This window comes from Luteibacter rhizovicinus DSM 16549 (assembly GCF_001887595.1).
Classification (GTDB): domain Bacteria; phylum Pseudomonadota; class Gammaproteobacteria; order Xanthomonadales; family Rhodanobacteraceae; genus Luteibacter; species Luteibacter rhizovicinus.
The window spans coordinates 3025521-3040685 of record NZ_CP017480.1 but is presented as its reverse complement, the minus strand read 5'-3'; the positions used below and the strand labels follow the sequence as shown (position 1 = coordinate 3040685).

Annotated in this window: 4 protein-coding genes; 1 reads left to right on the top strand and 3 read right to left on the bottom strand. The window is 63.3% G+C overall.

Annotated elements, in window-relative coordinates; all coding sequences use genetic code 11:
* Nucleotides 1-29: 29 nt before the first annotated feature.
* From BJI69_RS22745 to BJI69_RS13775, 3 genes are all read right to left on the bottom strand, one after another.
* Nucleotides 30-9044: a YDG domain-containing protein gene (locus tag BJI69_RS22745; protein ID WP_071924969.1), complete on the bottom strand. Its 9015-nt coding sequence runs from the start codon at nucleotides 9042-9044 to the stop codon at nucleotides 30-32.
* A 292-nt stretch (nucleotides 9045-9336) separates the two neighbouring features.
* Nucleotides 9337-12840 carry a two-component regulator propeller domain-containing protein gene (locus tag BJI69_RS13780; protein ID WP_125903060.1) on the bottom strand — a complete coding sequence of 1168 codons (3504 nt, stop codon included), beginning with the start codon at nucleotides 12838-12840 and terminating at the stop codon, nucleotides 9337-9339.
* 32 nt (nucleotides 12841-12872) lie between these two features.
* Nucleotides 12873-13679 (bottom strand): response regulator transcription factor, encoded by an 807-nt coding sequence (locus tag BJI69_RS13775; RefSeq protein ID WP_071925093.1) that lies wholly within the window; start codon nucleotides 13677-13679, stop codon nucleotides 12873-12875.
* Between the two features lie 164 nt (nucleotides 13680-13843).
* Here BJI69_RS13775 and BJI69_RS13770 point away from each other — a divergent pair, with 164 nt between their 5' ends.
* Complete coding sequence (locus tag BJI69_RS13770) at nucleotides 13844-14737, top strand: LysR family transcriptional regulator (protein ID WP_078023190.1); 894 nt, start codon at nucleotides 13844-13846, stop codon at nucleotides 14735-14737.
* The last annotated feature ends 428 nt before the right edge of the window (nucleotides 14738-15165 follow it).

The window sequence follows — 15165 nt, the reverse complement described above, 5'->3', positions numbered from 1 at the left end:
AGTGGAGTCGTGCGGGGCGTTGCGAGGCGTCACTGCATCGCGTCCGCCGGGAGCCGCACGCCACCATCGACAACCTGCAGCGAGAGCCCGGAGACAAAGTCGCCGCGCTGGACGTTTTTCTCCACAGGCTGACGCGTCTTCTTGTGGTTGCCGGTGTAGTCGCCGACCGTAATGTTCGAAGCGACGCCGTATGGCGTGGCCAGGGACTCGGGCCGAAGCACGGCGTCAATCTGGGTCAGCGCACTCGCCGAGGCGCCTTGCGAGGCGTTCTGGTTGATGCTGGCCGAGGTCTCCGCCGTCGTGTTGAAGGCGTAGTTTCCGGCGTCCGCCCCAGTGGCATAGATTCCGCCGACGGACACCGGCTTGCCGCGACCGGCAGACGGGTCGGCAAATAGGGCGCTTGTTGCGCCGAAGATCACGACGTCGCCACTGAGAATCCCGCTGCTCGACAGGGTCACCTTGTCGACCGTGTTGCCGTCGAAGAACTTGTCGGTCCCCTGCGCGTCAACAACCACCGGGCGCTTCGTGATGCTTGCCGTCGTGGTCGGATTGTAAGTAAGCGTGTAGTTGGTAGCGTCTTCACCAGACAGGGTCCCGCCGACGTTTACCGTCTTCCCGTTGGCTGCGTTCTTGTCCGTGAAACTGCCATTGGTCGCAAGATTGACCTGGTCGCCACCGAGCACGCCGCTCAGCACACCGTGCGTGGCAGCGCCGGTGTTGCCGTCGTAAACCTTGTCGTCGGCGGAGATACCAGCGTTGATCCCCAGCGGGGTGACCGTGGCGATATGGTTGCCGCCCACCAGCGTGTAGTTGCTGGCAAGGCCGGCGCCGTTATCGTTGAGCGCAAGCGACCCGAGCCCCGCCAGTGGCCGGTCGGTCGCGACGTTTTTGCTGCCGAGAACGCCCTGCCCGCTGAGGATCAGGCTTTCGCCGGCCACGCCCGCAATGATGCCGGCGCTGCCGAACATCCCCGCCGAGCCGACCGTGCTGCCGTCATACACACGGGTACCGTCGAGGTTCAGCACGACCTTGTAGACATCGGCCACTGCGGCAGCATTGGTCGTGAGCATGTAGTTGCCGGCGTCAGTTCCGGTGAGAAGGCCGGCAACGCCCACCGTCTTGCCGTTACCCGCGTTCTTGTCGACAAAGCTGCCACTCGTCTCGATGCCCAGATTGTCACCCGCAAGCACGCCGGTCAGGGTGCCACTGGTCTGTGCCGCGGTGGTCCCGTCGTAGGTCTTGCTACTCGCGATAATGTTGCCCGCGATGCCCAGGGGTGTGATGTTGCCGGTCGTCAGCGCAGTCTGGTTGAAGGCGTAGTTGCCTGCGTCTGCGCCAGATGCGGTGATGCCGTTGACCGTGATGGTCTTGCCATTGGCAACGTTCTTGTCGCTGTAGTTAGCGGCACTGCTGGAAAAGACAATCTGGTCGTTGCCCACCACCCCGGTTGAACCCAGTCCGGCCGCGGCGAGTGCGGTGCCGTCGTAGACCTTGTTCGAACCGGTGGCGTCAACCACGATCTGCTTTGGCGTGATGGTCAAGTCATGCATGCCGCCGACGAGGGTGTAGTTGCTGCTGAGCGCAGCGCCATTGCCCGTGAGGCCCAGCGTTCCGGTGGAGGTCAGAGCCTTGTTGGCCCCGGCATTCTTGTCCCCGACCGAGCCCTGCCCGTTCAGGTCCAGCGTGTCGCCGTTGATACCGGCAACGACGCCATGATTGCCAAAGTCCCCGGCGGATGCAGCTGTTGAGCCGTCGTATTCGCGCTGACCGTGCAGGTTGATGATGTAAGGCGTGATGTTGGCGAGTGTGGTGGCGACCGTGTTGTAGACATAGTTACCCGCATCAGTGCCCGCGGCCGTGATGCCGTTGACGGTCACGGTCTTGCCGTTGGCCGCATTTGCGTCGGAAAACTGCGACGAAGCGCCGCTGAAGCTCACGTCGTCGCCGCCGATAAGACCGGTCTGCGAAAGGACCGTCGCCGCCGTGGCATTGCCGTCATACATCTTGTCACTGGCCGTCGCGCCCACAACGATGGTCGCCGGCGTGATATTCGCCGTCGTGGTGGTGTTGCTGGTGACGACATAGTTGCCAGCATCAGCCCCACCGACAACACCGGAGACGTCAACCGTCTTGCCATTGCCGACATTCTTATCCTGGAAGCTACCGGTGGTCGAGGTGTAATCGACCACATCGCCATCGAGCACGCCCGAAAGGCTGCCGTGAGTCGCCGCTCCCGTCGTGCGGTCGTAAACGCGGTCGTCGGCGACGATGCTGCCGCTGATGGCCAGCGGCGTGATGTTGCCGGTGGTCTGGGCCGAAGTATTGAAGGTGTAGTTGCTGGCATCCGCGCCGCTGGCCGTGATGCCCGTAACCGAGATGGCCTTGCCGTTGGCGACATTCTTGTCACCAAAGATGGCGCCACCCAAGGCGAAGTTCACCGAATCCCCCGAAATCAGGCCGCTGGCCGCCAGCGTGGCCGTGGCGGCCGTCGTGGCGTCATAGACCTTGTTGCCCCCGGTTGCATTGACCGTCACCGCGAGGGGGGTGATCGTAAAGCTGTCGGTACCGCCCTGCAGCGCATAGTTGCCCGCGCTGGATCCGCCAGTCCCGTTGAGCGCGAGCGTGTCGAGGTCGAAATCCCCCGTGCCGTCGCTGGCCCGATGGTAAGTGGCCACGTTCTTCGATGCGCTCTTGCCCGCACCGGAAAGGACCAGTGTTTCCCCGTTGACGCCCGTGACCACGCCGTTCGCGCCGAAGAGTCCCGCACTGGCCGTTACCGTGCCGTCGTAGACGCGCGTACCACTCAGGTTGATGATGAACGGCGTGATGTTCGCCGTCGTGGTCGCGTCGGTGTTCGCCAGCGTGTAGTTGCCTGCATCGGAGCCGCTGGCGGTGATTCCGCCCACGCGCACGACGATGCCGGTACCCACGTCCTTGGTGTCAAACAGGTTGCTCGTGTCGTTGAACGTCACTTGGTCGCTGCCCGCCAGATCCTGGCTCGACAGGGTGGCGCCCGATGCATTGGTACCGTCGTAGACCTTGCTGACGCCGTTTGCGTCGACATGAATGAGCTTGGCGGTGATATCAGCGACGACGTTCGTCGGCTGCACGAGCGTGTAATTGCCCGCATCGGTACCCGCGATGCCCATCGCCGTGCTGACCGACTTGTTCGTGCCGACATTCTTGTCGCTGAAGGCGCCCACATCAGCATTGGTCAGGTCAACGGTGTCGGATCCAAGCACACCCGTGAGCGTGGCGTTGTGCAAGGCAGCGACGGTGTTCGCGTCATACACCTTGCTGTCGGCTGTGGTGTTGATGACATTGAGGGTCGCGGGGGTAATCGTGTAGGTATCGGTGCCGCCAGTGAGCGTGTAGTTGCTCGCGAGGCCACCCGCGCCATTGGCGAGCGTGAGCGACCCCAGGGTGAAATTGCCGCCGGTGTAGCTGCCGACATTCTTGCTTGACGTGTTGCCCGTGCCCGAAAGGCCGAGACTCTCACCCGAGACCAAGTTCCCGAGGGTCAGACCAGGGCTGTAGATCGAGGTCGACGTGTCGTAGACCCGGGTTCCACTGAGGTTGAGGATGCGCGGCGTGATGTTCGCCAGCGCTGTCGCGGTCGTCGCCGACAGCACATAATTCCCCGCATCCGCGCCACCCTTGGTGATGTTGCTCACCGTGACGGTGCGGCCGTTGGCCACATCCTTGCCATCGAACTGTGGCGTCGTGGACTCACCGAAGTTGACCGTGTCGCCCGCGAGGACGCCCGTGGACGATACCGTCGCCGTGGCGTTGGTGGTCCCGTCGTACTGGCGGCTGTCCGCCGTGGCGCTCGGCGTGATCGTCAGCGGCGTGATGGTCGCTGTCAGCCCCGTGGGCTGGACAAGGATGTAGTTGCTGCTGTCACCGCCGCTCACGGTCATCGAGGTGCTGACCGCTTTGTTGACGCCGGCATTCTTGTTGACGAAGGTGCCAGTGGCGAAATTCGCCAACGTCACATCGTCAGAACCCAAGCGACCCACAAGCGTGGAGCCCGAGAGCTGGGCGGTGGTGGAACGGTCGTAGGGCTTATCGGCGGCGACCGTGCCGGCCACAGTCAGGGTCGCCGGGGTGATGGTGACCCAATCGATGCCGCCCGCAAGCGTGTAATTGGCCGCCGTTCCGGTGTTGTCACCCAGGGCCAATGTGCCGAAGTTCGCAAAACTGCGCTGGTTACCCACGTTCTTGGTCGAAAGGACGCCGCTGCCCGCCAGCGTCAGACGCTCCCCATTCACCCCAGCGATCGTCCCGCCGCTGGTGAACAGACCGGCATCCGCATTGGTGGTCGCATCGTAGACCCGCTGGCCCATCAGATTGATGATGAACGGCGTGATCGTACCGAGTGCGCCCGTCGCGCCGACGGGGAGATCATAGTTGGCGAGATTGGTTCCCGAGAGCGCCACGAAGTCCGACACCGAGAGCGTCGAGGTCAAACCGCGGTTGCTGCCGGCGTTGACGTTGTTGTACTTCGCGGTCGACGACTGCGGGATGGACGCGCCTTGGCCGGAGACGAAGCCCGACAGCGTGTAGTCCCCTGCGGTCAGCGTCACCGAGTCCGAACCGTCGTACGGCTTAGTCGGATCGCCTGTGATCGACGCGGTGACTGCGCGCTTTGAGATGTTCGCAGTGAGACCGCTGACCTGGTCTACGCGGTAGTTGCCTGCAGCAATTCCCGCCAGGCCGAATCCTGAGGTTGTGACATCGAGATTGTTCGCGGCGTTCGCGGAACGCACGCTGCCTGACGCGCCCGAGACGTTGAGCGTCACGCTCCCGTTGTCGGCGCTGAAAATGCCACCCAAGGATGCAGTGCCGGTGTTGAGCGCAATGCCGGTGTTGCCGTCGTAAATCTTGTCGATGGCCGACACGCCGTTGATGCTGAGCGTGAATGGATTGATGGTCGCCGTCAGCCCGGTCAGCGGCATGAGCGTGTAGTTGCCGGCCTCGCTGCCCGAAATGGAGAACCCATTCGCGGTGACGGCTTTGCCTACGCCCGCGTTCGCATCCGCAAAGGCACCCGTTGTGCCCACCGTGAGGGCAACCTTTCCGGCGTCGTTCGAGTCGGCGCCCACCAACCCCACTAGGGAGGCGCCGCCGCTGTTGAGGGCGGCCAGGGTCGTTGCGTTGTAATCGCGACTCTGGGCAGACACTCCGATGATATACAGCGGTGCAGCAGTGATCGTGCCGGGGCCGGTAGCCACCGTAGGCAGGATGTAGTTCGACAGCAGGGTCTGGCTGTTGGGCAGGTAAGAGGACACGGCCATGTTCGCCGTGATCGTCTTGTTGCTGCCGACGTCCTTGGTGTCGAAAGAAATCGACGACGACGGCACGATATCCGCACCTTCGCCGGCCACGAATCCAAGAAGCGCGTAGTTCTGCGGCGTGAGCGACACATAGCGCGTGCCGTCGTATACCTTGGACGGGTTACCGACGATCGACGCGGTCAGCAGCGCTTGCTGGATTTCGCCGGTGCCGTAGGCCACCGTCGGCAGAGTGTAGTTGCCCAGGTTGGTGCCTGCATTGGCATCGAAATTGGCACTGGTGAGCGACGCAGACACAGCCTGCTTGCCGACGTTCTTCGACGCGAAGATGCCGACCGTCTGATTGACCGAAGCGCCCTCACCCGCTGCGAAGCCGGAGAGGATAAAGTTCGCTGGCGTGAGCGTCGCGACGGTCGTGCCGTCATACACCCGCGTCGGGCCGTTGATGCCCGCGGTGATGTAGCCGGCCAAGGGGGCCGGCGTGATGGTGCCAAATCCGGTCATGACCGTTGGCAGCACGTAGTTTGAGAGTACCGTTCCGTTGAGGGCGTTGAAGTCCGCCGCGCTCAGGTTTGCGGTCACATTCCGCTGCCCGACGTCCGACGTGTCGTAGGTGCCGTGGGCCTGGGTGACGGTGGCGCCCTCTCCACTGAGGAAGCCCGAGATCTGGTAGTTGTCGCTGGTCAGCGCCGCGTTCGTGTTGCCGTCGTAGACCTTCGTGGGATTTCCCACCAACGACCAGGTCAGGATGGCCTGGGCAATCGTGCCATTTCCAGTAATGGAGGTCGGGAAGGTGTAGTTCGAAAGCTGCGCACCGTTGCCCAGACTAAAGTCCGATGGCTCAAGCAACGCGGTGACGAGGCGGGTGCCCGCGTCCTTGCTGGCGTATGTGGCGCCAGCGCTCTGCACCACGGTGCCCGTCTCGCCGCCCTGAAAGCCGGTGATGGTCACGTCGCCGGCGCCGATGTTGGCGGTCGTGGTCCCGTTGTACGTGCGGGTCGGATTGCCGGTGATGGAGATCGACAAGGGCGCGGGAGTGATGTTCGCGAACAAACCCGTGGGCTGCGACAGGGTGTAATTGCCCGTGCCATTCCCCGCCAGCGTGAAGCCAGACGCGGTGACCCCGATACCGTTGCCCACGTTCTTGGTACCGAAGGTTCCGACCGCGCCCGCCGTGACGAGGGAGATGTTGGCGGTGTCGGCGCCGTTGACCAGGCCATTGAGCGCGAGATTGGTGTAGGCGAGGGACGCCACACGCGTCGCGTCGTAGACCTTACTGAGTGCCGATACGCCGCTGATGGTCAGTGCTTTGGGCGTGATGGAGCCGGTGATGTCCGACTGCAAAACGAGGTCGTAGTTGCCGGCCTTGCTCCCGACGAGCTGGAAGCCCGTGGCGCTAACAGATTTGCCGTTGCCCACGTTGGCATCGGCGAACTGGCCAATGCCGTTCGTGCTGTCGAGCGTGGCATTGGCCGCGTCGCCCGCGATGACGCCAAAGATCGAGACACGGCTCTTGTCCAGGCCATCGGTGGTGGTGCCGTCGTAGACCTTGTCGCTACCGAGGAGGCCTGACAGCTGCACCTTGGCCTTGTTGATGGTGCCGGTGCCTGTCGCCGTCGTCGGCAACACGTAGTTGGACAGCCTCGTGCCGTTCGCCGCCGTGAAATTGGACGGCAGGAAGCCGACGTTGACCGTGCGCACGCCCGCGTCGGCCGAGTCGTAGGCCACGCTGTTGGGCTGGCTGAAGGTGATGCTCTCGCCCGCCACGAGTCCCGAGGTCAGGTAATTTGCGCTGGTCAGCGTGGCGGTCGTCGTCCCGTTGTAAGTCTTCGTCGGGTTATTGATGACCGTGACGCCGAGCTGGTGCGGGTCGATGACACCGATGTTTGCCGAAGCGCCACCGCCGCTGATGGTGTAGCCGTACACGGGTACGAGACCGCTCGCGTCCGTGAATGTGTAACCCGCGCTGTTGCCTGCTGCCGTCACCTGAATGCCGGATGCGGCATCCTTGCTGCCATAGGTGCCCGTCGCCGTGGCGATGCGATCGCCGTTGGCCAGCGTCGCGTTAAAGTTCGCCCCGGTCAGACTGGCCGTCGCTGTGCCGTCGTAGGTTTTTTCCACCGTGCCGCTGAGGCCCGATATCGCTGCGTTCGCGGTCTGTGCGTAGAGGAAGCCACTGCCTGCACCCAGCGGTGTCGCGCCCGCTGCGGCGTTGTACTGGATGAACTGTGGGGTGAGGCCACCGGTGACATCGGCCGCACGGCTTGCGGAATAGACCAGCCATTTGCCCGAGGCCGAGCTGAGCGCGCTCCCGCCCGCATTGTTGATGAAGGCGTTGGCGGCCGTGAGGGTTACCCCCGCCCCGCCCGCTACGGTGCCACCTGCGGCGAGCGTGATATTGCCGTTGCTGCCTGTGGCGCCTTGAGCGGTGAGCACAACGCGACCAGCGCCGGAAATGGGAGCATTAACGTTGATGGCGCGATACGCGGTCAGGGTCAGCGTGCTGTTCGGGTTCGTCCAGTTGATGGCTGCGTTGACATTGATGTCACCCACGCCATTCGGGTTCTGCACGCCTGCGCCCGAAGCGCTACCCGCCGACGTCGATTCGGTGACGTTGGTGCCGTTGTTGAGCGAATTCGAGATGGAGTTGGCTGCGGTCGCATCGATGGTCAGGTCATAGGGGTCGACCAGCCAGGTGCCCGCTTTGCCGTAGGGTGCGCTGGCGTTGATCGCTGCGCTGCCGATGTGCGCGAACGCGCCCGACGTCTCAATCGTGCCGCCATTGCCGCCGTTGGGCGCGCTCGCGTCCAGCGTGCCCTCAACATTCACGTGGCCGGCGGTCATGCCACCCAGCAAGACGATTTCGCCGTTGTGGTTTTGCACCGTCTGCGCGCGAACCACACCGGTATTGTTCACCGTGCTGGCCAAGAGCGAATCGGCCGCGCCGGCGGTCATGAATACTCGGCCGCCATCGGCCTGAACCAGCTGTCGGTTCTCCACCAGGTTGTCGAGCGTGCTGCGGTCAACCTGAAGATGGAGCAGCTGACTCCCCTCGAAGGTAAGCGTCACCGCACTGCCGCCACCCAACGCCACTGTGCCCAGTTGCGCGCTGATGGTGCCCTGGTTCGATACCGTGTTGCCGAGCAAGGCCACATAGCCGCCATTGGCCGCGTGGATCGAGCCCTTGTTGACGATGCTGCCCTTACCATTGCCGCTGAAGGTGCGTGAGGTCGCGTCGAGCGAACTGTCGGTGGTGTCGAGCGTCGATGCGACGAGTCCGCCGACGTTAACCTGCGAACCCTCCCCGAACAGCACACCATTGGGATTGATGAGCCAGACTTGGCCATTGGCATTCAGATGCCCGTAGATCTCCGAGGCGCTGTTGCCAAGAACGCGATTGACCGCGATCGAGTCCCGGCCGGGCTGGACGAAGTTGACCGTTTCGTTCGCACCGATGTCGAAGGTCTGCCAGTTGAGCGACAAATGCTGGCTCGCCTGGTTGATGGTTGTCGTGGCGCCGTTTTGGTTGATCACGCCGCTGCCCGACACCACCTGACCGCCTGCCTGACCCGCGCGCGCAGCACCTGCGCTGCCCAGCGCCAGGGCGACCGCCAACGCGATGGACGCTGCGCGTGGGGTGCTTGCGGAAGCATTGACCCGAGCCGCCGGGCGGCTGCTACGGGCAAGTTCGCTGGCCGCGACCCACTGAGAAGTGGCGGCGTTCCAGCACAGGCGATAGATACGATTCATTGTTGCGGGGCCCTGATTTGATGCGATCGGTTGCGCGCGGCGCGAGAAAATCGCGACAAATGCCTGGCCGTCGCAGTGCGTCGGCAGGGCAGCGTCGCGCTCGCGTGCAAGTGGCCGCATCGGCAATCGCAAAAAATGCGAACGGCGTCGCGGCAGCGGGCCGATTTTAGGAAGCCGTGCGCGGCGTCGTAAGGCCGTCAGACGGGAACTTATGTCACGCCCGGCGTGACAAGTTCCGCCCATTCAAAAGGGGGACTCACGGGATTCAACAGAAAGTAAGCAGCCCCAAGGCTTAAGCGGGCCGGCCATCCTTTGCTGGAGGGGACGCCGGGCGCGCGGGGGCGAAAGGCGACGGATGTGACTGGCCATCGGATGGGTCGATCATTCGCGCCACGCAGGACATGACCTCCGCTGCGTCGGACGGCTTCAGCAGCATCTCTGCTGTTGTGGAGTGTGATGCGTCGGCGGGAGCCGGCGGGACAGCAGTGAACATCAGGACAGGGACGCCAGGCAGGCGCTTGCTTAGGCGCGCGATCACCGCCCCCTCTTCCTCCCCCGGCCACCGATGCTCGGCGATGATGAGAGCCGGCCGCGTGGCTTCAAGGCCGTCAAGCCCGTTCGCCGAGTCCACGGGCACGGACTGGAACCCATAGCCGTTCAGCAAATCGCACAAAACGGCGCGGCGGGCCGCATCGGCCTCGGCCACGATCACCCTCCTGCCGTGACCCTCCACAGCAACGGGGTCTTGGCCCATGGCCAAGTCCGGCTCGACATCGTGCTCGTCGGCCAAAGGAACCTCGATCTCGAACGAGAAACGGCTTCCCATCCCCCGTGAACTGCCTTGCGCTTCTAGCCGAGACCCCATGCGATCTAAAAGTTGCGCCACGATGGCAAGGCCCAGTCCGCTCCCCGGTGTATCACTGATGTTGGTGCCCCGGACGAACGGTTCGAGCAGTGTCTCTGCGCCCGTGTCTCCCAAACCGATGCCCGTGTCTTCGACCGCGAAGCGCAGCCGGGTCGAACGACCAAGGTCAGAGGTCTGAGCCTCGACGGTGAAGACGATTTCCCCATTCCGGGTGTACTTGGCGGCGTTGCCCAGAAGGTTTGATAGCACCTGGCGCAGGCGCCGGAAATCCAGCTCGACCACGGCCGGGAGGTCTATGCCAATAGATACGTCAAGCCGGTTGTTGTTGGACTGGGCAAGAAGCGCGCCCTCCTCTGCGGCCTCGTGGAGGAAGCGGTGAAGATAACCAGGCGCCGGCTCCAGCAGCACGTCCGTCAACTCGCCCCGCGAGAATTCCACGACCTCGTCGATGAGTTCCATCAGCATGCGCGCGTGACGCTCGATCGTCCGGGGGTGTTCGACATCTGGTCCAGTCCAGCGCCACTGCCGCGCCACATTCACAATGGCCGAAAGAGGCGAGCGCAGATCGTGCCCAATGTGCGCGAGCAAACGGCGCCTGGCGTGCAGAAGCGCGCGAAGTTCCTTGGTGCGTTCCACGACGATCCCTTCGAGGCGTCGGGCATGCGCAATGAGCACTTGGGTCCGCCAGCGCCACGCTCCTACTGCCAGGCCCACGATGGCCAAGGCAAGGGCAATGAAGGTGCCCGGAGTCATCCACCAAGGCGCCTGGATGGCCACCTCGAACGAGGCAACGGCCGATGGTGCTCGGCGGTTTTCGTCCACAACCTGGACTTCGAACCGGTAGTGGCCCCAAGGCAGCGAGGCGTAGCGGACCTCTCGCTGATTTGTGTCAACCCAGTCGCGGTCCAGTGGCTTGAGGCGATAACGAAAGTGCACGGGGTGTCCGGCGCTGTTGCCTGAGACGCCAAACGCGATAGTCAAAGCGGCGCCACGTTCGTACGGTAGTGCGTCCGATGCCACGGCACGGTCCCCGTAGCGAGCCGGAAAGAGCTGCGGAGTCATCGTTCGAGGTGCCAGCAGGTCCGCGGGCTTGAGCACGTGGGTTAACCCAACAGGCGTTCCGATCCAGACCGACCCGTCGGCATCCGCAAAAAAAGCGCCGTGGTTGGTCTCATCCCACAACAAGCCGTCCCGACTGGATAGGCGCGTCCATATTCCTTCCGCAAGGACGTCGACGCCTTTGCCGCCGCCCGCCCAAACTCGGCCTTGGTTGTCCGCACGCAGAAAGTAGAAGCGCGTCGCGGCCAAGAGCGGGTCGTTGACCGGTTCCATGGTGAGCGTGTCGCCATCCCCCACGAGTCCCGTGAGAAGGCCGGGTTGCAAGGCGCTGAGCCAGAGGCGTCCGTCGGGGGTTGCTGCGACATTTTCATAGCCACCTGGAGATTCATCCGGAAGAACGCGAACGCGTGCCCATCCGCCCCCGTTGTGGCGATACAAACCAGAGTTGCAGGCGAGCCATAGTCGGCCGGCGGCGTCTTCCGCCATGTCGGAACACATCGTGGACGGAATCAGGTTCGGAGCCACGTGCACAGCCGACCCGGATGCAGGGTCAAGCTCATAAAGCCCGCCCATGGTGTAGACCCAGAAGCGCCCGGACCGGTCCCGGTGTGCACCACGGATGAGGTAGGGCAATTGCGCGACTTGCTCACTGCGATGGTCTTCTGGCTCATATCGGACGACCCGACCATCGAACAGGAAGTACCAGATGGATCCACTTGGGCCCGTCAGCACAGCGTGCGCCTGGACGGGAGGAGGCAAGCTCACAGGCCATCGGTGGGCGCGCCCTTCGGACGGAACAATGACTTCTCCGCCGCTTTCGCCCGCCACCCAAATCGAGTCGGGACCTGCTCGGGTGATGGACCAAATGAGGCTATCACTGAGCCCCTGATTGGCCGTCCAGTTTTCGACGGCGCCAGCGTTGCTCCAATAAAGGACACCTCGGCCGTAGGTGCCCGCCCACAGCGCACCGTCGTGGTCGGCGATCAGCGCCGAAATCCCCACGCCCGGCAGCCCGTTGTGCGTGTCCAGAAGGTCCCATCGGGTGCCGTCCCAGCGCGCGATGCCTGTGTCCGAGCGCGTGACGATGCGCCCCTCGCGATCTTGTGCCAGATCAATGCTGGTCGCCGCCACCTCGCCATGGCCGCCCGGGATGTCGTGCGCGATGAATGCCGAGCCGCCAGCCGCGAGCCCGACAACGCTGCGCAGCCCCCGCGCCCAAACCGTGCCGTCACGAGCGACCAAGAAGCCCACCCATTTATCGGGAGGCACGCCCTGCGCCGCGGTAAATCGGGTCAGGACGCCATCACTTTTCCGGCATATTGCCTCACCGCACCCGAACCAGACTTGGCCGGCATGGCGATAGACAGCGGCGACCTGAAAGGTTGCTGCATTGCTGGCGCTCCCTTCAGGCCATGGGGTCGCTGTCCATCGATCGGCCGCCTGCCGTGCCAGGCGGAAAAGGTGATGTCCCGTGACGACCAACATGCCGTCCTGCCCGTCCGGCGCCAGGGTCTGGCCGCGATCCACGAGCATGGTCCGGCCGTCCGGCCGCACCCAAGAAAACTTCCCGCTGTCATCTTGCGACTGCAGGCCCGCTCTCGTGCCAGCCCAGACATGTCCATCGTCGTCCTCGGCCAGACTCACGACCTCCGAGGTCTGGAAACCATCCTTTTCCCGCATCGCATTGAAACCAATGCCGTCAAAGCGATAAAGGCCCTGCTCGGTTCCGGCCCAAACAAAATGATGCCGGTCCTCCAAGAGACGCACCACAGACAGGCTCGACAGGCCTGTGTTCTGGTCGTAGACCACCAAGGGCAGCTGCACATGCGCCGACGGAGTGCCAGCGATGGCTGGCGTGCCGAGCGCAAGCACGAAAAGTGCGCATGCTGTGCCCCGTAACCAGCTCAACACGCGGCGGTAACCCCTGCCTTCTCGCGGGCATCCCCAGCGGCTTCCTCTTGAGCCACCTGGCGGAATCGCGTGGGGGTGACGCCCATGCGCTCCCGGAACGCCGTCGTGAAGTTGCACGCGCTCCGGAAACCTATCTCGAGGGCGATGTCTTGCATGTTCAAGGTGGTCTCGACGAGGAGGCGCCGGCTTCGCTGAATGCGCTCCTCCCGCAGCCAGGCAAATACCGTGGTGCCAAGGTGTTCCCGGAAGATGGCTGACAAACGCTTGTCGTACGTTCCCACTTCACGGGCTACCTCATCCAGCGAGAGAGGCTCCGCGAGGCGGCGGCGGAGAAGCCGCATGGCGGCTTGCAGGACCACCTCGTCAGCGGTCAGCGATGCAGTGGATATTCCTTGAGCCGGTGCGATGGCAGACCGGGGAGCGAGCCTCAGATGGATGCGCACCCGCGCCACAAGCTCGGCCGGATGACAGTCTTTCAGAATGTAATCGACGCCGCCGTGGCTAAGCCCCTCAAGGCGCTCCTCGACACTGTTGGCCGAGGTCAGAAACACCATCGGCGTCCCTTTTAGCTGCGGCACTTCCTGAAGCAGGCGACTGACGGCAAAGCCGTCCATCTGTGGCATCCGCACATCGAGCAAGATGAGGTCCGGCGCCATCGCTTGCGCCCGTTGAACTCCCTGACTGGCGCTCGTGACAATAGTAACCCGCCATCCTTCAGCGCGGAGGGCCACAACGAGTGCGCCGATCTCCTCAGGCCGGTCATCGACTACCAGGATGTGTGGCGGATTTGACGTATTCAAACAGGCCCCCAATGTACTGCCGAGGGGCGCACGAAGTCCCCTTCGGCGAAGAGTATAGACGGCTTGGTCGATTTTGCCCGCGACCAAAGAGCTGAGCCCCTCCACCAAAGGCGGCGGCAGACCAATCTCTTATGGTTGCGTGCATCTAACGCAGTCATATAAGCATGAAACGGACCAACAACATGGCGGACCTGTTCCTGCTGGTCCAGGTGATTGAGGCTGGGAGCTTTTCGGTGGCCGCAGAGCAGCTCCAAACGACGCGATCCCTGCTGAGCCGCCGTATCAAGACGCTAGAACGGCGGCTTGGTGTGCAGCTCTTGCACCGGAATGCTCGCCGCTTCTCCGTCACACCCATCGGTGAGGAGATCTATCGGCACGCCTCTGCCATGTGTGAATCCGCCATGGCCGCAGAACACGCAGCCACGGATATCAACGCAGGCAGCCGGTCCTTGCGAGTTCATGTGCATAGCTTGCTGATGCCTCTTATGTCGAGCATCCTCCCGGGATTTTCCGCGGATCACCCTCAGATGCGCGTGTCGTTGACGACGAGCAACGGCGACTTCGAGCCGCTCATCCGTCAGCAGGCAGATGTCGTCCTATCCGTGAGCGACAGCCTGCCCGATAGCACGGACGTCGTCGCACGGTTGCTGACGCACATGCCGACCATTACCGTGGCGGCGCACGAACTGGTGAGGCGCCTTGGCCCGTCACCCAGTGTCGACCGCATCGCGGACCGTGATGTGCTCGCGTATGCCGGGCTGGGCGCGCCGATGAGCTTGCTTCTTCGACCCAGTAAGCAAGGTGAAGCAAGAATGGTGACCAGTGACATTGCCGTGTTGCTCGCGTCTGTCCGTGCCGGTCTTGGTTTCGCACGCCTGCCTGCTTGCCTATGCGAGGAGGACATCCAGAGCGGTCGCCTGGCTGCGGTCCAAGATGCGACGGAAAACGCCGGCGTGCCGGTACATGCCCTAACGATGTCGGCTCGCGCGGTCACAGACGCCGCCCTCGCCTTCGTCCGATTCACGCAAGAACGGCTGAGTGTTCGCATTCCAGAATGAATTCGAGCTACGGCGGATTTCGGCCGAGGCGGTAAAGCTGGGACAACCATCGGTCGTTCACCTCGTTCTTCTCTGAAGCTAAGTGCCTCGCATGGGCCTTCCTTAGACACTCAAAGCCGAGGTGTTCGGTCTGTTCGAGCGCCTCCGCCGGCATGAGGTGACTTCCGAACGAATTCCGCGAACGGCCATCGAAGAACGTGAGCATCCATATGCACGTCTAAGCACCGCCGGTGGCCTGGTAGACATGGCTCGTGGGCTGAGAGGCATCACGCTGTACGCTAGACTCATGCGCGCCTCAATGACCGAAAATCCGTCGCAAAGTGCGGAAACAAATCAGGAACCGCCTTCGCGAAGGGTCAGTGCTGTCAATGCTCGAACGCCTTTGAAATGACGCCATCAGAAGAATCGCGTTCCCGACCAAAGAGGTC

What these genes read in the sequence shown, in the direction of transcription:
- BJI69_RS13770 (WP_078023190.1), top strand. Translation starts at nt 13,844, where the DNA reads ATGAAACGGACCAACAACATGGCGGACCTGTTCCTGCTGGTCCAGGTG.
- BJI69_RS22745 (WP_071924969.1), bottom strand. Translation starts at nt 9,044, where the DNA reads ATGAATCGTATCTATCGCCTGTGCTGGAACGCCGCCACTTCTCAGTGG.